23 protein-coding genes are annotated in these 25,814 nt (G+C 61.2%); 11 read left to right on the top strand and 12 right to left on the bottom strand.

The window, feature by feature from the left end; translation table 11 throughout:
- Nucleotides 1-18 precede the first annotated feature (18 nt).
- Entirely contained in the window at nt 19-777 is a 759-nt protein-coding gene (locus BM216_RS11895; RefSeq protein ID WP_092999414.1) for an N-acyl amino acid synthase FeeM domain-containing protein, read from the bottom strand.
- Between the two features lie 148 nt (nt 778-925).
- Nucleotides 926-3,244 carry a putative bifunctional diguanylate cyclase/phosphodiesterase gene (locus BM216_RS11890; protein WP_092999321.1) on the bottom strand — a complete coding sequence of 773 codons (2,319 nt, stop codon included), beginning with the start codon at nt 3,242-3,244 and terminating at the stop codon, nt 926-928.
- A gap of 329 nt (nt 3,245-3,573) precedes the next feature.
- On the opposite strand from BM216_RS11890, the gene BM216_RS11885 reads away from it, so the two are divergent.
- Both BM216_RS11885 and BM216_RS11880 read left to right on the top strand, forming a co-directional pair.
- Nucleotides 3,574-4,113 (top strand): TRAP transporter small permease subunit, encoded by a 540-nt coding sequence (locus tag BM216_RS11885; RefSeq protein ID WP_092999319.1) that lies wholly within the window; start codon nt 3,574-3,576, stop codon nt 4,111-4,113.
- A 22-nt stretch (nt 4,114-4,135) separates the two neighbouring features.
- The gene (locus tag BM216_RS11880; protein WP_092999316.1) at nt 4,136-5,641 is read left to right on the top strand and encodes a TRAP transporter large permease; all 1,506 of its coding nucleotides are present in this window, start codon (nt 4,136-4,138) and stop codon (nt 5,639-5,641) included.
- A gap of 405 nt (nt 5,642-6,046) precedes the next feature.
- On the opposite strand, the gene BM216_RS11875 is transcribed toward BM216_RS11880, so the two are convergent.
- Nucleotides 6,047-7,153 carry a TRAP transporter substrate-binding protein gene (locus tag BM216_RS11875; protein WP_092999314.1) on the bottom strand — a complete coding sequence of 369 codons (1,107 nt, stop codon included), beginning with the start codon at nt 7,151-7,153 and terminating at the stop codon, nt 6,047-6,049.
- A 306-nt stretch (nt 7,154-7,459) separates the two neighbouring features.
- On the opposite strand from BM216_RS11875, the gene BM216_RS11870 reads away from it, so the two are divergent.
- Nucleotides 7,460-8,263 (top strand): gamma-glutamyl-gamma-aminobutyrate hydrolase family protein, encoded by an 804-nt coding sequence (locus tag BM216_RS11870; RefSeq protein ID WP_092999312.1) that lies wholly within the window; start codon nt 7,460-7,462, stop codon nt 8,261-8,263.
- Between the two features lie 34 nt (nt 8,264-8,297).
- Here BM216_RS11870 and BM216_RS11865 read toward each other — a convergent pair whose 3' ends face one another.
- From BM216_RS11865 to BM216_RS11855, 3 genes are all read right to left on the bottom strand, one after another.
- Entirely contained in the window at nt 8,298-9,260 is a 963-nt protein-coding gene (locus BM216_RS11865; protein WP_092999310.1) for a 2-hydroxyacid dehydrogenase, read from the bottom strand.
- Nucleotides 9,261-9,312: 52 nt separating this feature from the next.
- Entirely contained in the window at nt 9,313-10,338 is a 1,026-nt protein-coding gene (locus tag BM216_RS11860; protein ID WP_092999308.1) for a LacI family DNA-binding transcriptional regulator, read from the bottom strand.
- Between the two features lie 119 nt (nt 10,339-10,457).
- Complete coding sequence (locus BM216_RS11855) at nt 10,458-10,952, bottom strand: MarR family winged helix-turn-helix transcriptional regulator (protein ID WP_092999306.1); 495 nt, start codon at nt 10,950-10,952, stop codon at nt 10,458-10,460.
- Between the two features lie 223 nt (nt 10,953-11,175).
- Between BM216_RS11855 and BM216_RS11850 the strand changes: the two genes are divergently transcribed.
- The 5 genes from BM216_RS11850 (at nt 11,176) to BM216_RS11830 (ending at nt 15,129) form a co-directional block, all read left to right on the top strand.
- Nucleotides 11,176-11,967 carry a creatininase family protein gene (locus BM216_RS11850; RefSeq protein WP_092999304.1) on the top strand — a complete coding sequence of 264 codons (792 nt, stop codon included), beginning with the start codon at nt 11,176-11,178 and terminating at the stop codon, nt 11,965-11,967.
- 64 nt (nt 11,968-12,031) lie between these two features.
- The gene (locus BM216_RS11845) at nt 12,032-12,370 is read left to right on the top strand and encodes a type II toxin-antitoxin system Phd/YefM family antitoxin (RefSeq protein WP_092999302.1); all 339 of its coding nucleotides are present in this window, start codon (nt 12,032-12,034) and stop codon (nt 12,368-12,370) included.
- Nucleotides 12,367-12,765, top strand: coding sequence for a type II toxin-antitoxin system VapC family toxin (locus BM216_RS11840; RefSeq protein ID WP_092999300.1), 399 nt, complete (start codon nt 12,367-12,369; stop codon nt 12,763-12,765). The genes BM216_RS11845 and BM216_RS11840 overlap by 4 nt, the downstream gene beginning before the upstream one ends.
- 123 nt (nt 12,766-12,888) lie before the next feature.
- The gene (locus tag BM216_RS11835) at nt 12,889-14,031 is read left to right on the top strand and encodes a CobW family GTP-binding protein (protein WP_092999298.1); all 1,143 of its coding nucleotides are present in this window, start codon (nt 12,889-12,891) and stop codon (nt 14,029-14,031) included.
- 111 nt (nt 14,032-14,142) lie between these two features.
- Complete coding sequence (locus BM216_RS11830; RefSeq protein ID WP_092999296.1) at nt 14,143-15,129, top strand: WD40 repeat domain-containing protein; 987 nt, start codon at nt 14,143-14,145, stop codon at nt 15,127-15,129.
- Nucleotides 15,130-15,790: 661 nt separating this feature from the next.
- Here the strand turns inward: BM216_RS11830 and BM216_RS11825 are convergent.
- The 3 genes from BM216_RS11825 to BM216_RS11815 all read right to left on the bottom strand — a co-directional run bounded on the left by BM216_RS11825 (nt 15,791) and on the right by BM216_RS11815 (nt 19,169).
- Nucleotides 15,791-17,074 (bottom strand): GGDEF domain-containing protein, encoded by a 1,284-nt coding sequence (locus BM216_RS11825; protein ID WP_092999294.1) that lies wholly within the window; start codon nt 17,072-17,074, stop codon nt 15,791-15,793.
- 100 nt (nt 17,075-17,174) lie between these two features.
- Nucleotides 17,175-18,197: a serine hydrolase domain-containing protein gene (locus BM216_RS11820; RefSeq protein ID WP_092999292.1), complete on the bottom strand. Its 1,023-nt coding sequence runs from the start codon at nt 18,195-18,197 to the stop codon at nt 17,175-17,177.
- A 78-nt stretch (nt 18,198-18,275) separates the two neighbouring features.
- Nucleotides 18,276-19,169 (bottom strand): LysR substrate-binding domain-containing protein, encoded by an 894-nt coding sequence (locus BM216_RS11815; RefSeq protein WP_092999290.1) that lies wholly within the window; start codon nt 19,167-19,169, stop codon nt 18,276-18,278.
- Nucleotides 19,170-19,269: 100 nt separating this feature from the next.
- Here BM216_RS11815 and BM216_RS11810 point away from each other — a divergent pair, with 100 nt between their 5' ends.
- The 3 genes from BM216_RS11810 to BM216_RS11800 all read left to right on the top strand — a co-directional run bounded on the left by BM216_RS11810 (nt 19,270) and on the right by BM216_RS11800 (nt 22,666).
- A complete protein-coding gene (locus BM216_RS11810; RefSeq protein ID WP_092999288.1) occupies nt 19,270-20,010 on the top strand; it encodes an SDR family oxidoreductase in 741 nt (246 codons plus the stop codon).
- Nucleotides 20,011-20,036: 26 nt separating this feature from the next.
- Nucleotides 20,037-20,255: a tautomerase family protein gene (locus BM216_RS11805; RefSeq protein WP_092999286.1), complete on the top strand. Its 219-nt coding sequence runs from the start codon at nt 20,037-20,039 to the stop codon at nt 20,253-20,255.
- Nucleotides 20,256-20,689: 434 nt separating this feature from the next.
- The gene (locus BM216_RS11800) at nt 20,690-22,666 is read left to right on the top strand and encodes a methyl-accepting chemotaxis protein (protein ID WP_092999284.1); all 1,977 of its coding nucleotides are present in this window, start codon (nt 20,690-20,692) and stop codon (nt 22,664-22,666) included.
- An 82-nt stretch (nt 22,667-22,748) separates the two neighbouring features.
- Here BM216_RS11800 and BM216_RS11795 read toward each other — a convergent pair whose 3' ends face one another.
- From BM216_RS11795 to odc2, 3 genes are all read right to left on the bottom strand, one after another.
- On the bottom strand, nt 22,749-23,456 hold the full coding sequence (locus tag BM216_RS11795) for an OmpW/AlkL family protein (RefSeq protein WP_092999281.1): 708 nt from the start codon (nt 23,454-23,456) through the stop codon (nt 22,749-22,751).
- A 220-nt stretch (nt 23,457-23,676) separates the two neighbouring features.
- Nucleotides 23,677-24,246, bottom strand: coding sequence for a GNAT family N-acetyltransferase (locus BM216_RS11790; protein ID WP_092999279.1), 570 nt, complete (start codon nt 24,244-24,246; stop codon nt 23,677-23,679).
- Nucleotides 24,247-24,370: 124 nt separating this feature from the next.
- A complete protein-coding gene (gene odc2 / locus BM216_RS11785) occupies nt 24,371-25,504 on the bottom strand; it encodes an ornithine/lysine decarboxylase (RefSeq protein ID WP_092999277.1) in 1,134 nt (377 codons plus the stop codon).
- Between the last annotated feature and the right edge of the window lie 310 nt (nt 25,505-25,814).

The following is a 25,814-nucleotide window of genomic DNA, read 5'->3' as shown; positions in this document are numbered from 1 at the left end:
GGCGCTGATAAAGCGCGCCTATTGCAGGAATGCCATTTCGGCAGAGCCCGGCCGCCCCGCGATCCGTGCGGAAGGCAGGATCGTCAGCGCCGGCAAGCCCGGCCCGGAGGCATCCGCAAACATCATGCGCCGCTCATAGGCCTCCGACTGGAAGACCGGGAAACGCTTCATCAGCCGGGCCCTGAGTTCTAGGGTCGGCGACGCCAGAAGCGTCAACTCGAAACCGTAGGTCTTGGTCATGGTCGGCGGCACGACCGTCTGGGCATAGAAAAACCGCCGGTAGAAGGCGGCGTGCTGGGGCCGGATGTGCTGCAGCATGCGGTCGGCGTTGAAGTGGATCGCCGCCATGATCGTCGGCCTGACCGTCAGATAGGGAAGTGTAGACGCCTCGGCCGTCAGTGCCGGATCGACGGCGAAGCGGGCGGGGTCGATCAGCGTCAGGCCGGCATCGAGAAAGCCGTTGATCGCATCGGGGAAGATACCGCTCGACTGGCAGACCCGATGGTCGGGCGTAACGTGGTGGATCCGCAGCGTACTGACCAGCTGCTCGTAGTAATAGACGCCGAAGACATAGGCTTGGGGGTCGAAGTCGACTTCGTCGATCAAGTTTTTCGCCGCCACAGGCAAGACGTCTCGTGCCTTGTAGGCCTTGTAGCGCAGTCTCGCGATGTCTTCGAAATCCTCCTGACTTTGGATCCGCCTGTATTCGATATGATCGAGCGTTGCCAGCAGCCGCTCAGAGAAAGGCACGTCTGAAATCGATTGATCAATAGACATGAGGAAATCCATGGTTGTTAAGCCATGATTAACCGTCACCTGCGGGGAGACCGCAATCTTAAAAATTATGTTTAAAGAACTTCAAAGAGATATGGTTAATTCCCCCATCTGCGACAGCTCCTCTGCTCAATACTGGCACAGCTAAGTATCAGCCGGTGGCACTAAGGGCGCGGGTGCCCGGATTTTTTGCCCGGCGGCGGGAAGCCCCGGAGCCTTTCGGGGAAAACACGTCCTTCGCGCCGAGGTCGGCAATCGCATCCGCGGGGACGGGCGGGGAGAAGATATAGCCCTGCACGAGATCGGCGATATCGTGCTCGATGATCAGTTCGAGCTGTTCGGGCGTCTCTACGCCCTCGATAACGATCTTGAGCTCGAGTTCTCTGGACAGATGGACGATGCCGCGCAAGAGCTTGAGGCGGCGCTGGTCGCTGCCGATGTCGCGCACGAAGGCGCGATCGATCTTGACGATATCAAGCGGCAGCGAATTGAGATAGCTCAGGCTGGAGAAGCCGGTGCCGAAATCATCGATTGCGATCGTCACACCCTTCTGGCGGAACAGCTTCAGAATGGCGCTGACGGCGCCCGGATCATTCATGAAGCAGCTCTCGGTCACCTCGAGATGCAGCCTCGAAGGCTCCAGGTTGTGACGCGAAAGCTCCTCGGCCACGAAGCCGACGATGTCCGCATTCTGCAGGTCGTGGACCGAGAGGTTGACCGAGACGGGAACCGGGCAATGCCATGAGGCACATTCCTGGCACGCCCTTTCGATGACGAAGCGGGTGATCTGCGTGACCAGCCCCATCTCCTCCGCCATGGGAATGAAGATGTTCGGGCCAACCATGCCCTTCTCGGGATGCTTCCAGCGGACCAGGGCCTCGAAGCAGACGATCTCGGAACCGTCCGGACGATACATGGGCTGGTAGACGAGAAAGAGGCTGCGATCCTCGATCGCCTGGCGCAGGTCGGTGCGGAGCTTCTGCTCCTCCACATAACGCGCGTCCATCTCGGGCCGGAACGTCGTCAACACGCCGTTGCCCTTGGCCTTGGCATCGTTGAGCGCCAGATCGGCCCTGATCTGCCAGTTCTCCATGCTGAATTCGCTCGCCGCCGCGATCACGCATCCGCCATTGACCGAAACCGGCAGTCGAAGCTCACCCACGCCGTAACCACCCTGCAGCTTGGCGTGGAGCTTGACGACGCGCCGTTCCAGCGCGTTGCGGTCATGGCCGGTGAGGAACAGCACGAATTCGTCGCCGATCAGGCGGCCGGCGACACAGCTGTCGTCGGTCAGCGAACGGACGCGACCCGCAATCGCGCTGAGCAGCCTGTCGCCCGTGACGTGGCCGCGCATGTCGTTGACGTGCTTGAAGCCTTCGATGTCGAGTACCAGCAGGCAGGCCAGCGGATCTCCCCTTCCCTCCAGAAGGGCCGCTGCCAGCTCGCCGAAATAGGCGCGGCTCGGCAGGCCGGTCAGCGAATCGAAGCGGACCATGTGCAGGATCTTCTGCTCGGCCGCCACACGCGCGCTGATATCTTCGAAGATCAGCACGACGCCGCCGTCGGAACGCTGGCTGGCCGAAAATTCGAGATGCCGCCCGCCATTGAACTGCAGCGAGGTACGGGTGAGCTTGCCCTGCACCAGCCGCTCAACCTCGCGCAGCGCACCGGCCGGCACGTTGCCGGCATCCCGCGCCAGGAGTTCGACCAGTTCGCGGTCCCGAACGTCGACTTCGCTGTCGATGCCGAGAAGATCCCTCGCCTGTCGGTTGATCACCTGGATATGCCCATTGCTGTCGAGCATGACGAGACCATGGGCGATGGTCTTGAGCGCGGTATCGAAACGGCGGGCGATTGCCGCCATTTCCCGCGAGGCGATGACGTTTTCGTAGAGAAACTCACGCACGCCCCGCGCCATCGAGCGGGTGGTGAGACCGAATGGAACGAGCAGCAGCGACATCAGCCCCAGATGCCATTCGCCCGTCATGATGCAGGCTGTGATGATCGGCACACAGCATCCGAGGATCTGCGTGTCTACCGCATAGCTGGAGCCATAGTTGCGGCCGACGATCGACATCATCGAGCCAAGCGTCATGGCGATGCAGGTAATGCCGACGGTGCTGTCTTCCAGCACCAGCAGCGCATAGCCGCTGCCGATACCGAGCAGCGTTGCGGTCATTGCCGCACCGATGACATAGGCGCGCTCGATATTGGCGATCTGCTCGCGGGTCAGGGCCTGCTTGTCTGCCCGGTCGTAGTGCTGGAAGCCGATGATGCGGTAGACGAAATTGGCGACGAAGGCGAGCAGGAGACCGACATAGAAAAGGGAACCGGTGCTGTTGAAGACGATGAGGCACCACGCGACGTGGACCACCACGCCGGTCACCAACGTCCCGCGATTTCCAAAAAGCGAATTGACGAACGACAGATAGACATCTGTCGGCAGCGAATTCGCGTTAGGTTCCTTCATGAGGTCCCAATCCCTTTGCTTTCCGGCGACAGTGCAGAAAACCCTTTAAGAATTGATTGTTCCCGACTTAACCCCTTCGATCATGGGGGTGCCTTATCCTCACGTGTTCAACGAATTGTAAAGGAATAGAGTTGCAATCGAACAAGGATAGCGCGGTATCGGCACAATGGCTATCGGTTTGCGATCTTTCCGGTTCGCCTCGAAGAGTGCTGTTTCCCCCTGGAAACGCGCGGTTCCAACGACGAATACCCTTTTCTTTTGGCAAGCCTTCGTTTACATCGCCAAGCTCAAACGGGTGGGAATAAGAGGCCCGGGGGGAGCTATAAAATATGAGTTTACTGTTGAAATTCAGCGGTCTCGTAGATCGTATCAGCGAGGTGCTGGGCAAATTCTCCGGCTATCTCGTTCTTGCCTGCTGCCTGATCAGCGCCGGCAACGCCCTTATCCGCTATCTTCTCAACTACAGCTCAAACGGCTGGCTGGAGATCCAATGGTATCTCTTCGGCTTCGTCGTGCTGATCGGAGCGTCCCATACGCTGCGTCTCAACGAGCATGTCCGTGTTGACCTGATCTACGGCTCCGTGTCCGATCGCGCCCGTCTCTGGATCGACGCGATCGGGCTCGTGGTCTTCCTCATCCCCGCCTGCCTCTATCTCGCCTGGCTCGCCTGGCCGTTCTTCTCCTTGTCCTGGCAGCAGGGCGAGATGTCCTCCAATGCCGGCGGCCTCATCCGCTGGCCGATCAAGCTCGTCATCGTCACGGGCTTCCTGCTTCTCGCGCTGCAGGGCGTGTCCGAACTGATCAAGCGGATCGCCGGCCTCACCGGCACGCTGCAGGTCGACACGACCTACGAAAAGCCGCTGCAGTAACGAGAAGAACGGGGACAGTACCATGTTTGCATTCGGCATTATGCCACCCGCCATGTTCCTCGGCATGATCATCTTCATGCTCTATGGCTTTCCGGTCGCCTTCTCGCTTTCGGCAGTCGGCCTGTTCTTCGGCCTGCTTGGCATCGCCACCGGCCATTTCGATTTCGCCTTCCTGCAGGCCCTGCCGCTGCGTATCTTCGGCATCGTCTCCAACGACCTGCTGCTGGCCATTCCCTTCTTCACCCTGATGGGCGCAATCCTCGAGCGCTGCGGTCTCGCGGAAGACCTTCTGGAAGGCACCGGCAAGCTGTTCGGCGCCGTTCCCGGCGGCCTCGCCTACGCCGTCATCATCGTCGGCGCGATCCTCGGGGCCATCACCGGCACGGTCGCCGCCTCGGTCATTACCATGGGCGTGATCTCGCTGCCGATCATGCTGAAATACGGCTACAACCCGCGGCTTGCGACGGGCGTCATCGCCGCATCGGGCACGATCACCCAGGTCATCCCGCCGTCGCTCGTCCTGATCGTTCTCGCCGACCAGCTCGGCCGCTCCGTCGGCGACATGTATCTCGGCGCCATCGGCCCCTCGATCCTCCAGGTCCTGATCTTCCTGGCCTTCATCGCGTTCCTGTCGGTCATTCGCCCGAAGGACGTGCCGCCGCTGCCGCCGGAAGCACGTGGCGAACTGAACGCCGCCCTCGTCATCAAGGTCCTCTGGGGCATGGTCCCCTCGATCGTGCTGATCTTCCTCGTGCTCGGCACCCTGTTCATGGGTCTGGCTACCCCGACGGAAGCGGGCGCGCTCGGCGTCGTCGGCGCCATGGTGCTTGCCGCCCTGCATCGCCGCCTCACCTGGGACCTGATCAAGCAGGCCATGCATTCGACGATGACGATCACCTCCATGGTGGTCTTCATCCTCGTCGGCGCCACCTGCTTCAGCCTCGTCTTCCAGGGCATGGATGGCGGGTTGTGGATCGAGCATCTGCTGTCTCACATCCCCGGCGGCGCGCTCGGCTTCCTGATCTTCGTCAACATCTTCATCTTCTTCCTGGCCTTCTTCCTCGATTTCTTCGAGATCGCCTTCATCGTCCTGCCGATGCTGGCGCCCGTCGCCCAATCGCTCGGCATCGACCTGATCTGGTTCGGCGTGCTGCTCTGCGTCAACATGCAGACGAGCTTCATGCACCCGCCCTTCGGCTTCGCGCTCTTTTACCTGCGCTCCATCGCCCCGAAGACGGTCAAGACGCGCGACATCTATCTCGGTGCCATTCCGTGGCTCGGCATGCAGCTCATCCTGGTGGCGATCATCATCTTCTGGCCCGAATCCGTCACCTACTGGCTGGACAAGGCACCGGATGTCGATCTCGACACGATCAAGATCGAAGTCCCCGGCTTCGGCCCGGGCCTGGGCAATGACGGCGGCAACAACGGCATGCCGAATTTCGGCCTGCCGCCGATGGACGGCGCCCCCGCGCAACCGTCCCAGCCCGCCATGCCGAACCTGAGCGAACCGCCGAAATTCAACTGATAAGGGTGTTCCCTTGTCAGGCTTGGGTCACAGGCGTATATTTTCGGAGTGAGGGCAGAGTTGTAGCTCTGCCCTCACGGACTACTATCCTAAGAAGTTGAGCCGGACGAAGACTGACCAGCCTGTCCGGTTCTTCCTAAGCAGCAGCGTAATGCTCAGTGGTATCCACATCGCATCACCTCCGGTTCGAGAGCAAGGCTTTTGCCTAAGTCGGTGAAGCCCGTCTTCACCGATGCTCCGGCTGGTCTCGGAGCGTGCTGCTTCTGCACTCGAACACAATTACGATAAACCAAGGGTTGATTTTGTCGAGCGGTCCGGGCCGGCTGCCAATCGCTGCTCCGCGAATGCAAAAAGGCCCCGGACACTGATCCGGGGCCTCGTCGGTAAAAAGCTTCCGCGGCGTGACTACAGCTTGCCGTTACGCTGCTGGATCATCATGAACGTGTCGAACGTATATTCCGACAGCTGCATCCAAAGATAACCTTCCTTCTTGAAGGCCACCTGGTCCTCGTAGATCTTCTTGAAGTCTGCATTGCCCGCAGAGATCTCCTTGTAGACCTCCATCGAAGCGTTGTAGCAGGCCTCGAGGATCTCCTGGCTGAACGGCCTGAGCGTGGTACCCTGCGCCACGATCTGCTTGATCGCGGTCGGGTTCTTCAGGTCGTATTTGGCCATCATGTTGGTGTTGGCGAAGGCGCAGGCATCCGTCAGCGCCGCCTGATAGGCCTTCGGCAGGTCGTTCCACTTCTCGAGGTTCATCAGCGAGTGGATGGCAAGCCCGCCTTCCCAGAAGGCCGGATAGTAATAATATTTCGCCACCTTGTGGAAGCCGAGCTTGAAGTCGTCATAAGGACCGATCCACTCCGCGGCATCGATCGTGCCCTTTTCCAGCGCCGGATAGATATCGCCGCCGGCAATCTGCTGCGGCACGGCTCCGAGCTTTTCCAATACGCGTCCGGCAATGCCCGCAATGCGCATCTTGACGCCCTTGAAGTCGTCGACCGTGTTGATCTCCTTGCGGAACCAGCCGCCCATCTGGGCACCGGTATTGCCGGCCGGCAGGCCGTAGACATTATGCTTGGCGAAAAACTCGTTCATCAGCGTGTTGCCGTTGCCCTGGTAGAACCAGGCATTGGTCAGGCGCGCATTGAGGCCGAACGGGATTGCGCTGCCGATGGCGAAGGTCGGATCCTTGCCGACGAAATAATACGAGCAGGTATGTGCCATCTCAACCGTGCCGTTGGTCACGGCATCGAGTGCCTGCAAGCCGGGCACGATTTCGCCGGCGGCAAACGGCTGGATGGTGAAGTTGCCATCGGTCGCAGCCGCGACATGCTTCACCACGTCATCCGCGCCGCCGTAGATCGTGTCGAGCGACTTCGGAAACGACGAGGTCAGGCGCCAGGTGATCTTAGGGTTCGATTGCGCGATGGCAGGTGCGGCAAGCGTTCCGGCCGCAACTGCGCCTGCACCGGTAATAGCGGCCTTTTTGAAAAACTGACGACGATCCATGAATATCCTCCCATTCAAGACTGTAATCCGGATCATCCTCCACGCCCCGGACGTCGATGACGAAGTAATCATGTTGCCATGAGGCTGGCAAGCGAGCCGGCGGGCAAACGGACTACTGATGCAACCGCAAGGGATTAGACTTTCGTCGGCACCCGACGACGCTGAGGCGACGGATCGCCTGCACTCACTTCCAGTTGCTGCCGAGGTGCCGAAACGATGCCCCGACGGAACAGGCCGGTGCTTGACTTGCCCCCTCCCCTTGGCTCAAAACAAGGCATAAGCGCCGCCAGCAATCCGGAAATCACCATGCCAAAATCCGTAGTCGCCGTACCCGCCGATATCCGCGAGATCGAGGGCGCCGTCTGGCATGCCTCGCCAGATCAATACGTCTCCGCCGCGATGAAGGTCGCCGACGTGATGAGCTTCCTCGTGCCGGCATTCGAGAACGGCAACGAAGCCGATGCAATTCTCGATCGCGTCGACGGTGTTCTGATCTCGGGCGCCATCAGCAACGTCCACCCTTCCCTCTACGGCAAGGAGGCGACCGAGGCCGACGGCCCGTTCGATCATGGGCGTGACGCGACCTCGCTGCCGCTGATCCGCCGCGCGATCGAACGCGGCATTCCGCTTCTCGCCATCTGCCGCGGCATCCAGGAACTGAACGTCGCGCTCGGCGGCACGCTGGCAAGCGAGATCCAGGATCTGCCGGGCAACTGGGACCACCGCTCGCCGGAAGTGACGGACAGAGACGGCAAGTTCGCCATCCGCCAGCCGGTGATCGTCGAGGAAGGCTCCTGCATCGCCCGTTATCTCGGGACGGCCGGCGCAGTACAGGTCAATTCCCTGCACCGCCAGGCGATTTCAGAAACCGCACCGCGATTGCAGGTGGAAGCCCGCGCCGAGGACGGCACGGTCGAGGCAGTGTCGGTCATCGACGCGAAGAATTTTGCCGTCGGCGTGCAGTGGCATCCGGAATACTGGGCCGAGACCGACGCCCCGTCGCGCGCCCTGTTCGAAGCGTTTGGCGATGCGGTGCGCGCCTATGCTGCCGCGAAGGGCGAGGCTCGGCAGCAAGCGGAGCCTGTTCGCTCCGCTTCGGCGGCACGCTGAGTTTTCGCAAACTCAGCGTCCGGCGTTTTCCGTCTTACTTAACGGGCGTCTCCGGCACCGGCGTGCGCACCGTCCTCTTGTCGAACCAGTCGATCAGGTTGTCGACGACGAGATCGGCCATAGCGTCGCGCGTAGGCACGGAGGCCGAGGCCACATGTGGCAGCATCGAGACGTTGTCGAGATCGAGGAACCCCTCAGCCTTCGTCGGCTCCTGGTAGAAGACGTCGAGGCCGGCGGCCGCGATCGTGCCGTTGCGCAATGCTGCCTCGAGCGCGGGCTCATCGACACTGGTCCCGCGCCCGACATTGATGAACACGCCGTTCGGTCCGAGCGCCGACAGGATCTCGGCATTGATGATCTTGTGGGTCGCAGCCGTGCCCGGAACGATCGAGATCAGGGTGTCGACCTGTTCAGCCATCTCCTTCAGCGACGGATAATAGATGTAGTTGACGTCGCTGCGCTGGTTGCGCGTGTGGTAGCCGATCTTGACCTTGAAGGGTTCGAGGCGGCGGGCGATCTCGATGCCGATACGGCCGAGACCGAGAATGCCGACGGTGCGGCCTTTGAGTGACAGCGGCGACAGGGCGAACGGGCCCTCGGAGGCCCATTTGCCTGAGCGCAGCCAGTCTTCGGCGACGGGCAGGCGGCGGATCGTGTTGAGCAGGAGAGCGATCGTCGTATCCGCCACTTCGTCGTTCAGAACGTCAGGCGTATGGGTGACGATGACGCCGCGGCCGGCGGCATAGGTGGCATCGACGCCGTCATAGCCGACCCCCATGTTGGAGACGATTTCCAGGTTAGGCAACTGCTCCATCCGCTCGACCGGAAGCTTGCCGGACACCGCGACGGCGCGGATCGCCGAAAGTGTATTCCCATCCAGTTCCAGTGCGCCCTGCTGCGTCGGCACGGTTACGACCTCGAAGGTTTCCTGAAGCCGCGCCATGATGCGCGGATGGATGCGTCCGGGAACGAGAACGGTCACGGGGTTCTGGGTCATGCTGAAAATCCTGTCGCTTGGGAATGGGAAGGATGAAAAGGAAATATGATCCTCAGGAGGATCGCGGACGGTAGGGCGTGGTCGACTGGCGAATGCGCATTTCCGGCTTGATCAGGTGAATGCCATCAGGCTCGTGGCTGCCGGCGAGACGATCGAGAAGCGCGCGGGCGGCCAGCCGCCCGACATCGGCCTGCTGGTTCGATACCGTCGTAAGGGACGGCGTCGAGATCGAGGCCTGTTCCAGGTCGTCGTAACCGGTGACTGAAATATCCTGCCCGGGAATGAGCCCGGCGCGGGCAATGCCGTTCATGAGGCCGATGGCGACGAGATCGTTCCAGCAGACCGCCGCCGTCGGCTTCTGCGGCAGGGACAGGAAGTTCACCGCTGCCTCGAAGCCACCCTGCATGGTGCGGGGACCGGGGATGCGCAGGTTGGGATCGACCTCGATATTGGCCTTGCGCAGTGCGTTGACGTAACCCTGATAGCGGTCGCGGCCGGTCGAGGTCTGATCGGTGCCGCCGATCATCGCGATCACCCGGTGGCCGAGGCCGATCAGGTGGTTGGTGGCCAGCGAAATGCCGTAGCTGTCGTCACCGCGATAAGTAGGCAGTTCGACGCCATCAAGCGTACGGGCAACGAGTACCGCCGGCATGCCGTTCTGTTCGACGAGGCGGATATCTTCCACCGGGGTACCGATCGCCGGCGACATGATGACGCCGTCGCCGCCGAGCTGCAGCAGGGTCTCGAGGAAGGTCCGCTGCTTCTCGACCGAGTCGTAGTGGTTGGACAGAATGAAGGTATGGCTGCTGCGGTCGAGCTCGCTCTCGATCGCCTTGAGGATTTCGCCATAGAATGGGTTCATCACGTCATGCACGACGACGCCGATAATGCCGGAGCGCGAGGTCCTGAGGCTGGCGGCGCGGCGATTGTAGATATAGCCGAGCGCCCGGGCCTGTTCCTTGATCTTCTCCCGCGTATCGACCGCAACAAGCGGGCTGTCGCGCAATGCAAGTGAAATTGTTGCCGTCGAAAGGCCGAGGCTGTCGGCAATCGTCGAAAGCTTTATCTTCTGCGCCATGTCCCCTCGCCGTCACTCAAGCCGGTTTCTCTGCCGGTCTTGCCGAATTAAAGTTTAAATAAACAATTGAATTCGGCAGGACAATAGGCAGGTGACAGCGGTCGGGCAATCAGGCGGGATCAGTCCTCGTCAGCATCCGACTGGAGATTGTGCTCCACGGCGCGAAGCAGTTTCAGCAGCGTGCGGACTTCCTTTTCCGAAAATCCCTTCACTGCAAGCGCGCCGCAATCGGCAACCGACTGGCCGATCGATTCGACACTGCGCTGGCCGCTTTCGGTGAGATGGACCTTGGTCAGCCGCCCGTCATGGCCGTCGGCGCGCCGCTCGACAAAACCCTGCGCTTCCATCCGCCCGATCGTGCGCGTCATGGTCGGCGCCTTGACGCCAAGGCGGATCGCAAGCTGGCCGGGCGTCTGGCCGTCATCCTCGGCGAGTGCCAAAATGACGCCGTCCTGGCCGGCATAAAGCCCGCTGTCGGACATGTTACGGCTGAGCGCCGTGCGGACCGAGCGGGCCGCCTGGGTGATCGCCGGCGCGAGATCGACAGCCGAGAGGGCGGCGAGCTCCTTCTTCTTGCCGGACTTCGCTTTCTTCTCGCCCTTTTTCTTGCTCATCGGTCCTGCCCGCTTTGCCTCGTGAAGGTCGCCATCATATTTAGGGTGAGGAGCCGATGAATTCATGCAAATTTATTTGTAACCCATTGGATTGCATGAAAGGACCTGAACGGAGGAAAGAGTTTCCCCTCTTTCCGGGCATCGGGTCCGACAGACGGATGAATTGATCGGGTCCTCACCCTGTTGCGCGCTATCCATAACCAAACCCGGAAACCACCGCCAGATGTCGCATCCCTTCCCTTGCTTTTGTGACAATGATCCGACACTTGCGTCCACAGAAAGACGCGATTGGATCGCCGTTCTGCCGCTGGGCGCCCACGAACAGCATGGACCCCACCTGCCGTTCGAGACCGATACGCTGATCGCGGAAGGGATTGTCGCGCGACTCACCGCAGCCCTGCCCGCGGACCTTCCCGTCACCTTCCTGCCCGTCGAACCTGTCGGCTACTCGATCGAGCACATGGATGTGGAAGGCACCCGCACGCTTTCCTTCGACGAGGCGGTCGATCGCTGGCTCGGCATCGCCGAGGATTTGCACCGTCAAGGCATCCGCAAGTTTGTGCTGCTCAATGCCCATGGCGGCAATTCGCCGCTGCTGACGATCGTCGCGACCGAAGCTCGGGTGCGCTTCGACATGCTGGCGGTAGCGACAAGCTGGACCCGCTTCGGCCAGCCGGAAGGCTGGATTGCGCCAGAGGCAAAGTCGATCGACATCCATGGCGGCGATATCGAGACCTCCGTCATGCTGGCGCTGTGGCCCGATCGTGTCGACATGACGAAGGCTGAGGCATTTTCGTCGCGCCAGTCGGACTTCGCCCGCGACTTCAGGCACCTTCGCGCCTACGGACCCCACGCCTTCGGCTGGAAGATGTCGGACCTCAACGACAAGGGCGTGGCAGGTGACGCCTCAATGGCAACCGCGGAGCGTGGCGAACAGCTGGTTGCCCACTCGGTGAAGGGGATTGTCGAGTTGCTGGAGGATGTGGCGCGGTTTGAGGTGACAACCCTCAAGTGATCCGGCTTGTATCGACGGCACCCATGCAACATATTAATCGAGGTTGCTGCTAACAGGTGACGACATGCGGATATCAATCGCAGAAGCGGAAGGCCAGCTTGCAGATCTGGTAAAGCGCGCCGAACAGGGCGAGGAGGTCGTGCTGACACAGCCCGGCCTGTCGTCGGTACGACTTGAAGTCGTGTCATCCTCGGTCGAAAATCCAGTCGAGACTTACGACGCTGCAGCCGAACTGGCGAAGCTTGTTCCTACCGAAACGAAACGCCAGCCTCTGAGCGCCGAAGAAAAAAGAAAAATCTTCGAAGAGATCCGCAATCGCACGCTCGGGAAGGACCTTCTTCAAGGCACGAGCGCCGCACGCAGCCAGGACTTCCTCTACGACGAATTCGGCCTGCCCAAATGATCGTTATCGACTCGTCGGCAATTATTGCAATTGCAGCCAACGAGCCGATGGCGCGAGAATGTGAAAAGGTTCTTGAAACCGAAACCAGCGTGTTGATTTCCGCCGGCACCCTGACCGAAGTTCTGATCGTGGCAGCGCGACGTAAGCTCATTCGACATGTAGACGACGTGATAAATGCCTCGGTCACCCAAAAGCTGGACCTTACTTCCGCCAGAGCCCACTTGGCGGCAGCCGCATATGCCCGATGGGGCAAAGGCTTCCACAAGGCCGCTCTCAATTTCGGCGATTGCTTCGCCTACGCCACCGCCAAGGAGTTCGACTGCCCGCTCCTCTATGTCGGCGACGACTTCGCGCAGACCGATGTGAGCTCGGCTATTTCGGCCGTCGCCACCTGATGTGATTTTATAACATCGAAACCCTTTGAACTCGTCGCACCTTGCCCTTATATGGAGCGGACGAATTTTGGCCCCGGCATGTCTTTAAGGCCGGCGCAAGTCCTTAACCTTCGAGGTTTTCCTATGACTGAACAAACCACCGAAGCTGCAGCAGCAAAGCCCATTCCCGTCACCGTGCTGACCGGTTATCTCGGCGCCGGCAAGACGACGCTCCTGAACCGCATCCTGTCGGAAAGCCACGGCAAGAAATACGCCGTCATCGTCAACGAATTCGGCGAGATCGGCATCGACAACGACCTGATCGTCGAGTCGGACGAAGAAATCTACGAGATGAACAACGGCTGCGTCTGCTGCACGGTGCGCGGCGACCTGATCCGCGTCGTGGAAGGCCTGATGCGCCGTCCCGGCCGCTTCGACGGTATCATCGTCGAGACCACCGGCCTGGCCGACCCGGTCCCGGTCGCGCAGACCTTCTTCATGGATGACGACGTCCGGGCCAAGACGGAACTCGATGCCGTCGTCGCGCTTGTCGACGCCAAGCATCTTCCGCTGCGCCTTAAGGACAGCCGCGAAGCCGAAGATCAGATCGCCTTTGCCGACGTCGTCCTCGTCAACAAGACCGATCTCGTCACGCCGGAAGAACTGGCTGTCGTCGAGGATGTGGTGCGCGCCATCAACCCGACCGCCCGCATCTACAAGACCAGCCGTTCAGGCGTCGATCTTGCCCGCGTGCTCGACCAGGGTGCCTTCAACCTGGAACGCGCTCTCGAAAACGATCCGCATTTCCTCGATCATGGCCATGATGATCATGTCTGCGGCCCGGATTGCGGTCACGATCACCATCATCATGGTCACGACCACCATGGCCATGATCATCACCACCACCATCATGATCACGATCATGACCACGGGCACCATCATGGCCACCATGATGCGATGTCGCCGATCCACGACATTACGGTGAAGTCGATCTCGCTGCGCGGCGGCGAAATGAACCCGGAACGCTTCTTCCCCTGGATCCAGAAGATCACCCAGACCGAGGGCCCGAACATCCTGCGCCTGAAGGGCATCATCGCCTTTGCGGGAGATGAGGAGCGTTATGTCGTCCAAGGCGTGCACATGATCGTCGAAGGCGATCACCAGCGTCCGTGGAAGGATGGCGAGAAGCGCGAAAGCCGTCTCGTCTTCATCGGCCGCGAACTGGACTTCGCCAAGATCGAGCAGAGCTTCCTCGCCTGCCAGGCGAAGGCCACAACACCTGCATGAGTTCGCCGGCTTGACGACAGCCGAGAACATCACGAACATCGATACCCGGGCGTCGGAAACGACGCCCGAAAACCATATGGAACACAACATGCCTGAAGCGATGGCCGCCTGATGCCGACAGTTGCACCACTTGATATCGACGGCCACGTCGTCTCCACCCATTTCCTCGGCGAAATTCCCGTCTTCGCCACCGCCGCCGGTAACATCCATCGGCTCGATGGCGGCGAGAAGGTTACCGAAGCCCATCAGGGCCTGCTGACCTGCATCCGCGATCCGTTCAGTGCCACGCTTCTGTCCGGCGGCGAGGACGGCAAGGTCCTGCGCATCGGCCATGACGGCAGCACGACGCTTCTGGCCGAAGCGCCGCGCAAATGGATTTCCGTCGTTGCCGGAGGACCGCAGAATGCCGTCGCCTATGCCGTCGGCAAGACCAGCGTCGTGCGCCAGAACGACGGCACGGTGAAGGAATTTACCGAAGAGCGCAGCGTCGAAGGCCTCGCCTTTGCCGGCAAGGGCCTCAGGATTGCCGCCGCCCGCTATAACGGCGTCTCCCTGCACTGGGTCGGTACCAATGCGCCTGCGGTCGATCTGGACTGGAAGGGCGCCCATACCGGCGTGACCTTCTCGCCGGACGGCCGTTTCCTCGTCACCATGATGCAGGAAAATGCGCTTCATGGCTGGAAGCTCGACGGCAAGGCCGGCGAAAGCCGTCACATGCGCATGACCGGATATCCCGCCAAGGTGAAGTCGCTGTCCTGGTCCGTAAAGGGCAAGTGGCTCGCCTCCTCCGGCGCGCCGGCAGCAATCGTCTGGCCCTTCTCCTCGAAGGACGGCCCGATGGGCAAGGCGCCGCTTGAACTCGGTACCCGCGCCAACATCATGGTCACCCAGGTCGCCTTCCATCCGGCTGAAGAGGTTCTGGCGATCGGCTTCATCGACGGCATGATCCTGGGCGTCCGTATCGCCGACTCCAAGGAGGCCTTGCTGCGTCGCCCCGGCAAGGGCGCTATCACCGGCATGAGCTGGAGCGCCAGCGGCAAGCTGCTCGCCTTCTCGTCCGAAGCCGGCGATTGCGGCGTCATCGACATCAGCGGCTGATCATCATCCAATCGCGACGGGTATGGGTGGGGGCTCCATACTACCCCCACCCACCCTCCGGGACCTGAGCGGCGGCCGTTTCTTTGAAACGAGCCGCAGCCGTGCCCGAAGCCGAACTCCGCATCGGACCAGTTCCTCGTCACACGACCGCACGATCCCTCCTGCCGACGTACAGGAACGACGGCATCGGATGGGATATCGGTGACGAGAGCAGTGTTGTTTTGGCAGTATTTTCGACCTGACGACCATCACAACCGATGCGAGTTCAGATCTAATATTAGCAATCAATGATGCAAGTGGATTAGCAAAATATATTAAAGAATTAACCATAATGAATAGGCTTTGATTAAAGCTCTATCGTCCCCTCATGCAACGATCCGGCCACTGCGCAGCACGGACACCCGCTACGGGGTGTCCCGTAACGGCTGGTCGGATAATGGGATGGGCAGGCAGTGCGATATATGGGTAGTAGAGTATCAGGCTGTCCGCCTGCCCGATCGTTTCGAGCTTTCCGTGGATGATGCCGGAGGGTCTGACTACGACATCCGCCACGGTGGATTACGCCCTGACGACGTTCTCCGCTCTTGCGACCATCACCGGATGCCGGATCATGTTCCGTGGGCATCCGGTTCGCGACCCGGCCTCCCGTCCAATGACACGGTCAGCTTAGGCCAACCGGCTGCGGCGGGGATGAAAGTGGCGGCATCAAAATGTCAGGGGTTTCATTTTTCACGGTATTTTTCGTCCGCTCCACCGGGATCGTCCCCGCGCCCTGCCCTTCCGGCAGGCCCTCATAGGCTTCGACACCATCGCGGCCGCGCCGCTTGACGCGATAGAGTGCGTGGTCGGCCCGGTGAAGCAGGGTATCGAGAGCCTCTCCTTCATCCGCCTCGGCCGAGACGCCGATGCTCAGCGTCGGCCGGACCTCGGTTACGATGCCAGACGACGCGACGGACCGAGCGAAGGCTGCCCGCAGCCCTTCGCCGAGTGCCTGGGCTTCCAGGATCGACCGGTTTCTCAACAGAATGACGAATTCATCTCCGCCGTGCCGGGCAACGAGACCTTCGCGACCAACGGCGTTACGCGCGCAGTCGGCGAAGAGGCAGAGGATCCGGTCGCCAAGCGCATGGCCGCCGCTATCGTTCAATTGCTTGAAATGATCGAGATCCACGAGCAGCGCCGCCATACGCTGCCGCTGGCCCTGCTTTTCCCTCTGTCCAAGCGCGCTGAGAAGGCCGCCGCGGTTCAGCACGCCGGTGAGCGGATCGTGATGCGCGGCATCCCGCAACTGATTGGCGGAGCGCTCCGCCGCCATCAGGACGATGAGCATGCCGCGCAGCGCAAGGAAGACCATGGCGAGGAGGCCGAGCAGCGCGTGATTGCCGCTTCCTGTCTCGAACAGACCGCGATCGCCGAACAGGCCGGAAGCCCCGGATGCTGCGCGCACCACATAGAGAATGGCAGTCGTCAGGAAAAGGCCCGCCGTCAGCCGGGCCGTATAGAGCCCCTCGTCGCGGGAAAGGCGCATCGCCTCGTAGGCGACCGCGAGATCAAGCAGGCAGGACAGTAGCGAGCCGTAGATCACCCGTTCGCGCGCCAGATCCGCATCCGGAAAGGCGAAGAGCATGGGAAGGTCGAGAAGCAGGACGAGAATGCTGCAGCGAACGAGATCGACGGGTCGCCCGGCAAACATCCGCATCGCCGCCGGCATCAGCGCACAGCCCGCGATGATCAGGAGGTTTCCCAGATGGATGGTAACGAGATCGGATGCATAGCCACGCAGGCCGATGCAGAAATTGCCGATACCGAGAATGATGTTGCTAAGGCTCCACCACGCCAGCCATCGGTCGAAACGACCCGACATGAAGACGGCAGCCTGCAAAAGGCCCAACACGAGACAGGCCAGCGCAGTCATCGCATAGATGGTTCTGAGATCGAAAGTCATTGTCGTCCCCAAGCAGGGGAAACATGACACCGAGTTACTTTCTAAAGCATGTGCTGTGCAGCGAGGATTTTAGGTATACCACTTTTAGAGCCGGGCATATTCAGGCAGAGCGCACGACACCAATGATCTCGCCCAGCAGATCGTGCAACTGATCGCGGTAGCCGTTGCGTGCGGACGGACCACTTTCATGTGACGTCATGGCCACGGTCAGCCCCAGCGACGGCACGATGTAGATCATCTGCCCGCCATAACCCCAGCCGAACCGCACGTCCTCCCCGCCGATCTGCCGCAGGAACCAGCCATAGCCGTAACCATCGCCGGAAAAACGTGAATTGGTCCGCTGTGTCCAGGATTGCTCTATCCAGGACCTGGACACGACCTGTGTCCCGTCGGCGGTCTTGCCGCCATTGCGGTAGAGTTCGCCGAAGGCAAGCAGGGAGCGGGCCGTCATCGCCATCTGGTTTCCGCCGAGATAGATGCCCTGCGGGTCGCGCTCCCAAGCGCCGATGCGGAAGCCCTCGACGGGCGCCAGCCAGTCTCTCGCGAGCGCCAGGGTCGACTTCTTGCCGACGCGCGTCAGGATCGCCGACAGAAGATGGGTAGACGCGGTGGAATAGAGCATCGAGCCACCCGGTTCTCCGTCAAGCGGTTCCGACAGCGCGAAGCGGACCCAGTTGGAACTTGCCACCCAGCGCCCGTAATTCGGTCCCGACATCCGCGACAGACCGGACTGCATCGAGAGAAGATTGCCGATGGTGATCTCGTCTATGCGCGGATCGGGATTGCGCGGCAGGTCTGCCTTGAGGATGGGGGCGATCTTCTGGTCCGGCCCCTCGAGCAGCCTGCGGTCGATGGCAATCCCGACAAGGCAGGAGATGATCGACTTCGACGCCGACTTGATATTGGTCGAAGCGTTCAGCGAATTGCCGTTGAAGGCCCGTTCCGCCAGCGCCTCGCCATTGCGATGGGCAAGCACGACCTTGAGCGGCTCGAGCCCGGCGGCACGATCAAGCACGGTGTTCAGGGTCGAGGGCGGCTGCGGCACGGGCAGTTGCTGCGAAAACGCCTTGGCAGCTGGCAACAGGAACGGCGTGGCGGCGACGAGAGAGCGGCGGGTGATCATGGCTTCAAGCTAGGGCGCAACTGCGCGCGGGAATATGGCATACGGTAGGGAGTCACGCGGAAATGATGCTCTGTGAGATCAGAGGTCGGCAGCCGTAAATATTCCGACCGCCCAATCGATGAACACGCGCACGCGTGGCGAAAGCTGCCGGTTCTGCGGATAAAACAGCGATACCGGGGTCGGCGGCGGCGGAAAATCCTTCAGCACTTCGACAAGCGACCCTTCCTCCACGAGCTTCTGCAGGTGATAGCGCGGCGCCTGCATCAGGCCGAAGCCGTAGCGCGCCAGCTCGACGGTCGTATCGGAATTGTTGGCCGTGACACGGCTGGACAGGCTGACATAGCGGGTCTCCTGCCCCACCATGAATTCCAGTGGCATGATCTGCCCGGTGCGAGAGGAGATGAAGCCGATTGCCAGATGGCCTTCGAGATCGTCCGGCGTCTGCGGCATGCTATGCCTGTCTATATAATCGGGGCTGGCGCAGGTCATTTCGCGGATCAGGCCGAGCTTGCGCATGATCAGGGTGCTGTCCGTCGCCTCGCCCGCGCGAATGACACAGTCGACGCCTTCACGCACCAGATCGACATAACGGTCTCCCTGGCCGAACTGGACATCCAGAAGCGGGTAGCGCTCGAGAAACGCATTGAGGTTGGGCAGCAGGAAGGTCTGCGTCATGATCGGGTGGGCGTCGATCCGCAGGATACCCTGGGGCTTGGCATCGCGAAATATCGCCTCGGCCTCGTCCACGTCGGCAAGGATCGACAGGCAGCGCTGGTAGAATGCACGGCCGTCGAGCGTGACCGCGACATGACGGGTGGTGCGCTCCAGCAGGCGCGAACCGACATCTGCTTCCAGCGCTTTGATCGCCTGGGTGGCGGTCGAGCGGGCGAGCCCGAGATCCGCCGCAGCGGCAAGAAAACTGCCGCGCTCTACGACGCGGACGAAGAGCTGCATACGCATGAGTTTGTCCATGGCAATTGTTCATCACAGGAAAATTGTCATGTCAATTCGTCGGCATTGTTCTTTTTCTATGCCCGATTATTTTCATCGGCAGGAATAAAGGAGAGCTGAAATGACTGATAGAGCACAACAGGTCGCCATCGTGACCGGCGCGTCGAAGGGCATCGGCCGGGCAATCGCCGTACGCCTCGCCAAGGACGGCATGGCCGTTATCGTCAACTATTCTTCCAGCCAGGGCGCGGCGGAAGAAGTCGTTAGCGAGATCGAGAGCGCAGGCGGCAAGGCGATTGCGGTCAAGGCCGATATCGGAACATCGGCGGGCGTTACCACACTGTTCGACGCCGCCGAGGAAAACTTCGGCGGAACCGACGTCATCGCCAACAATGCGGGCATGATGAAGCTTGCGCCGCTGACCGAAATGACCGACGCCGACTTCGAGCGCCAGATCGGCCTCAACCTGACCGGCACCTTCTACGGCATTCGCGAAGGCGGCAGGCGGTTGCGTGACGGTGGACGGATCATCAACTTCTCGTCCAGCACCGTCCGGGTTCTGGGCCCGGCCTATGGGCCCTATGTCGCCAGCAAGGCAGGCGTCGAAGCCATGACCCTTGTCGCATCGCGCGAACTCGCTCGCCGCAAGATCACGGTCAACACGGTTGCCCCCGGTCCGGTCGAAACCGACCTGTTCATGAACGGCAAGTCGGACGAACTGGTCCAGACGATCGTCAAGAATATTCCGCTCGGGCGCCTGGGCCAGCCGGAGGACATCGCTTCGGTCGTATCCTTCCTCGCGGGGCCTGATGGCGGCTGGGTGAACGGCCAGACGTTGCGCGTCAATGGCGGACTGATCTAGACAACACGACAGCCAGGAGGCCCGATATGCCCTTCGTCAATATCAAGACGCCGGAAGGCGCACTGACCAGCGCGCAGAAGGAAGAAATCGTACATCGCACGACCGCCATGCTGGTCGACTATCTCACCGAGGCCGCCCGGCCTCACACCATGGTGCTGATCGAGGAAGTAAAGGACGGCGGTTATGGCCGCGCCGACGAGATCTTCGTGATTCCGGATGCCTATCGCGCCCGCAGCGACGCCTGACTGCGCCGCGCAAATGACACAAGGAAGGCCCGCCGTAATGGCGGGCCTTTCGCGATTCGCGCCCTATACCCACCGGAATAAAGACGACAACAAATCACCTTTCATGCAGATCAACAGAGATCGAAACAGCCGAAAAAGCCCCGGATAAAAGTATCCATCAGCAATATTCGAACTTATTTTTCAGAATTTCTGCGAGAAACACGGGACGATTGTAGCGCATGGCCTAAATCCACCTGAACACGGCAGATAAAAATCACGTTACTCAGCACACCACTTGACGGCGACTAAGTTTAAACTAACGCAACTCCCAATAATCTTTACGCAGTGTTAAAATTTCGCGGCAATATTTAGCCCGTCGGTGCGACCGGCAGTTGCTGCACGGGTGGGGGGACGCGCCCAAGGGCAGTAGCCTTCAATTCCATTCCGAGGACGTCATGTCATTTCTGCAGCACTTCCGCATCCGCACGAAGATCCTCTGCCTTCTGGTGCCCACCTGTCTGATCGGCATTGCAGGTGTCGGTTACGTGTCCAGCAACTACAAGATGGCCGATAGCGAATATTCAGACTTCATCTCGAAGAATGCGCGGGCGGAAATCAATGTGGCGATTGCCAGCCAGCGGCTTGTCGCGATCGCCTATGACGCCCAGCAGCTCTATCTGCACGACCCGGCCGACGAGAGCTACAAGAAGGCCAAGGAAGATTTCGTCGCCAGCAAGGAGCGGCTGTTCGGCCTGTTCCGGGATGCAGAGGCGGCCTATCCCGCAGCAGCCCCCACGATCCGTTCCTTCGAAGAAGGCTCGACTGCGATCGCCACCCTGCTCGATCAGGCCGTAGCCGCAAGCGACAGCGGAAATCGGGATGCGGCCAAGGCAGCACTCTTCGAGGTGGAACACCGGATGGTGACGGTCCTCGACGAGATGCGCGGCTGGATCAACACCTCGAGCGATGCGATCGACACCAAGGCCGCAGCACTGCAGCAGCATACTAACCAGACCATCCTCTATTCGCTCGTGGCACTCGCGACGCTGTTCGCGCTCGGCATCGCCCTGTCGCTCTTCATCAATCGCCGCGAGATCAGCGAGCCGCTGGCCGCACTTCAGGCCCGCATGCGTTCGCTTGCCGACGGCGAAACGGAAGCACCGGTCTACGGTCTCGGCCGTGGGGACGAGATCGGCAGCATGGCATCCGCCGTTTCGGTCTTCCGCGACAACGCCATCGAGCGTATCCGGCTGGAAGAGGAAGCGAATGCGAACCGCAGCCTCTCGGAACGGGAAAAGGCTGATCGGGAGGCGCAGAAGGCCCGCGAGGCAGCCGAGATCAAGGCCGCGGTCGATGCGCTGGGCACCGGCCTGCAGGCTCTCGCCGAGGGCAATGTCAGCTATCGCATCGACAGGGCTTTCGTCGCCGAACTCGACCAGCTGCGGACGAACTTCAACGCCTCGATGAAGACGCTGCAGGACACGCTGACGGCAGTGGGCCAGAACGCCCGGGCCATCGACGCCGGCGCCAACGAGATCCGCGGCGCGGCCGACGACCTTTCCAAGCGCACGGAACAGCAGGCGGCATCGGTCGAGCAGACGGCGGCCGCCCTCGAAGAGATCACCACCACGGTCAAGGATTCCACCCGCCGCGCCGAAGAAGCCGGCATATTGGTGGCCCGCGCCCGCGAAACGGCCCAGGCCTCCGGCAAGGTTGTCGACAACGCCGTCGCCGCGATGGAGGAGATCGAAAAGTCCTCCTCCGAGATTTCCAACATCATCGGCGTCATCGACGACATCGCCTTCCAGACCAACCTTCTGGCTCTGAACGCCGGGGTCGAGGCGGCTCGTGCGGGCGAGGCCGGCAAGGGTTTTGCCGTCGTTGCCCAGGAAGTGCGCGAACTCGCCCAGCGATCAGCCAATGCCGCCAAGGAGATCAAGACGCTGATCACCGCCTCCGGTGACCAGGTTCGCAGCGGCGTCTCGCTCGTCGGTCAGACCGGAACCGCGTTGCAGACGATCGTGACGGAGGTCCAGGAGATCAACCGTCACGTCGTCGCCATCGTAGAGGCAGCCAGAGAGCAGTCTGTCGGACTTCAGGAGATCAACACCGCCGTCAACACGATGGACCAGGGCACGCAGCAGAACGCGGCAATGGTCGAGGAATCGACCGCCGCAAGCCACGGGCTTGCCACCGAAGCCGCCTCGCTGACGGCCCTTCTTGGCCATTTCAACGTAGGCGATGGCGCCACAACTGCGCCCAGGAGGGCATCCGCCCCAGCGCCGTCGGCCCCTGCTCCACGCCCGGCTCTTTCCGTCGCATCGCCCTCCCACCGACCGGCAGCGACGTCACCCGCAAGGGCACTTGGCGCCAAGCTGAGCTCCGCCTTCGGCGCATCGACCGCAGCCCAGGCAGACTGGGAAGAGTTCTGATCGCTGACGGCACAGGCGCCTGCAACACAAAACGGCGCGGCCCCATGAGCCGCGCCGTGACCTCCACCCCGTATTCTTGCTTTTAGAAGCGGTAGGTGACACCCGCACCGATCAGCCAGGGATCGATCTTGGCCTTGCCGGAGGCCGGGCCACCGAGCGGGCTGTCGTCGACCGACCACTTGGTTTCCAGGAAGATCTTCTTCACGTCGAAGTTCACACCCCAGTGCTGGTCGATCATGTAGTCGAAACCGGCCTGCAGAGCCCAGCCGAAGTCGTTCTTCACGTCGAGGTTTTTGAAATCACCCTTTTCCGACTGGCTGTAGAACAGCGAGTAGTTCACGCCGGCACCGACATAGGGCTTGAAAGCGCCGAGATCGGTGAAGTGATACTGAAGGGTCAGTGTCGGCGGCAACAGCCATGTCTTTCCGACCGGAGTGCCACCAAGCACACCCGCACCGTCGATCTTCGCATAGGTCGTGCCGAGTACGAGTTCGGCCGCGATGTTGTCGGTGAAGAAATAGCTGATGTCGAGTTCGGGGATGACCGTATCCGAGTAGGACAGGTCGGAGCCCGGAACACCATTCACCGAGCCGGAATCATTGGTGATGACGCCGAGTGCGCGGACGCGGATCTGCCATGGGCTCTGCGCCGCGATCGTCTCGTCCGCCACCGGGGCGACCTGGGCGGGCGTCAGATCCGCGCCGTAAACCGGGATACCCGCCCCGAATGAAAAAAAAGCTGCGCCGATACCCGCGACCCAACGCAAACGGCCCCCGCCATTGATAGTCATGAAAGCTCTCCTTCAGTCCGCATGTTCTTGCTTGCGGGGAGAGGTCTAGGCGCGCCGGCAACGGGGAGAGTTGATCGAGATCAACCGGTTGGCCGTTCGGCAGAGCTGTTGCCGATATGACGCAGTGCACAAAAGCAAACCCCGCCTCCTGGGGGATATGGAGGCGGGGTTTCGGGCAGATCGGAGCGGCCGCGAGGCCTTTGTTTTGCTGAACAGTATTTTAGGCCAGCTTACGTCCGCTCGCGACGATCATGCCCGCAGCACCCTCGAGCCAGCCTGCCTTGAGTTCCAGTGCCAGAAAACGGTCACGTTGGAACGGCCCCGGCATGACGAGGTGCGCAGTCTTTTCGGCAAAGAAGCCGAATCTCTCATAATAGGCGGCATCGCCGACCAGAAGGACGGCACCGTGATCGCGGCGATGCGCCTCGGCGACCGCCGCACGCATCAGCGCGCCGCCGATACCCTTGCCCTCATGGGCTGCGTCGACCGCCAGCGGGCCAAGCAGCAGCGCATCGATGGCGTTGCCTTCCGGCGAAATGCCGGCCTCGATGTTCCATAGCCGCACCGTGCCGATGACATGGCCGTCGCGGTCACGCACGACCAGCGCCAGGCCTTCGGCCGGCACGCGGTTGCGACGGATCTTTTCCGACGACTTCCGGCGACGATCGGCACCCATGGCGCGATCGAGCAGGGTTTCGCGGGCGACCACGTCAGCCGGGGTTTCGGCGTCGATGGTGAAGGTGGATGCAGGCGCAAAAAGAGCGCGGACAGAATCAAGAACAGTGGCCATCTTGGCCTCCCGAACTCAAAACCGTTTCAAACGGTATCGGACGATCATTGTGGATTTGCGGCTCCCGCCTGGAGGTACGGGAACCGCGAAGTCATGGGGCAGACGTCGTTAGATGACGCCAGCCTTAGATAACGTAGGCCTTGAGCGGCTCGAAGCCGTTGAAGGCGACGGCCGAGTAGGTCGTCGTGTAGGCACCGGTGCCTTCGATCAGAACTTCGTCGCCGATCGAAAGGGTGAGCGGCAGCGGATACATGTTCTTCTCGTACATCACGTCGGCAGAATCGCAGGTCGGGCCGGCCAGAACGCAAGGCTCCATCTCGTCGCCGTCACGCTCGGTGCGGATCGGGTAGCGGATGGCCTCGTCCATGGTTTCGGCGAGACCGCCGAACTTGCCGATGTCGAGGAAGACCCAGCGGTGGTTGTCGTTGTCCGACTTGCGCGAGATGAGAACGACCTCGGTCTTGATGACGCCGGCATTGCCGACCATGCCGCGACCCGGCTCGATGATCGTCTTCGGCAGATTGTTGCCGAAGTGCTTGCGCAGCGAAGCGAAGATCGCCTGGCCGTATTCCTCAGCCTTCGGCACGTCGCGCAGGTACTTGGTCGGGAAGCCACCGCCCATGTTGACCATCTGCAGGACGATGCCCTGCTTGGCCAGCTGTGCGAAGACGCGCTTGGCATCGGCGAGAGCCGAATCCCAGGCATCGACCTTAGTCATCTGCGAGCCGACGTGGAAGGATACGCCGTAGCTTTCCAGGCCCAGCTGGTGAGCGTAGACGAGAACGTCGACGGCCATCTGCGGCACGCAGCCGAACTTGCGCGACAGCGGCCATTCGGCGCCTTCGCCATCGGTGAGCACGCGGCAGAATACCTTCGCACCCGGAGCGGCACGGGAAATCTTTTCGACTTCCTCATGGCTGTCGACGGCGAAGAGGTTGACGCCGAGCGCGAAGGCACGCGCAATGTCGCGCTCCTTCTTGATCGTGTTGCCGAAGGAGATGCGGTCGGCGGTTGCACCGGCATCGAGCGCCATCTGGATTTCGGCGACCGATGCGCAATCGAAGCTCGAGCCGAGGGAGGCGAGCAGCTTGAGGATTGCCGGTTCCGGGTTTGCCTTGACCGCGTAATAGATCGCGCTGTCCGGCAGGGCATGACGGAAAGCGTGGAAATTGTCGCGCACGACGTCGAGATCAACAACCAGGCACGGACCTTCCGGGCGGCGGGTCTTGATGAAGTCGAGGATACGAGCAGTGGTCATCGGTCAGTCCCTTCAAAATCTCAAAGCTCCGGCTGCGAACCGGAGGACAAAGGACGGATGAGAATGCGCAAGGCCCGGCCGATGGAGACCCCGGGACGCAAGACACGCTCTACCGCGCGAACAGTGGACCAACGCCCTGCCACGGGCTTTGATCCGGCTTTGTCTGCCTTGGATTGGAGGGTTGTCCCTACCGCACTTCCGGCAATTCAGGTGTGCCTCTTCAGAATTGCATGCTGATGGAAAGCATGCAGAGACTAGAAAGGCCCGCACCGTCGTTGCTTCAAGATGTCCTCGCATTTCCCGGTTGGCC

Origin of the sequence: Rhizobium sp. NFR07, assembly GCF_900111905.1 — a bacterium.
Lineage (GTDB): Bacteria > Pseudomonadota > Alphaproteobacteria > Rhizobiales > Rhizobiaceae > Neorhizobium.
The sequence above is the reverse complement of the archived record's forward strand: the minus strand, read 5'-3'. Positions and strand labels throughout refer to the sequence as shown.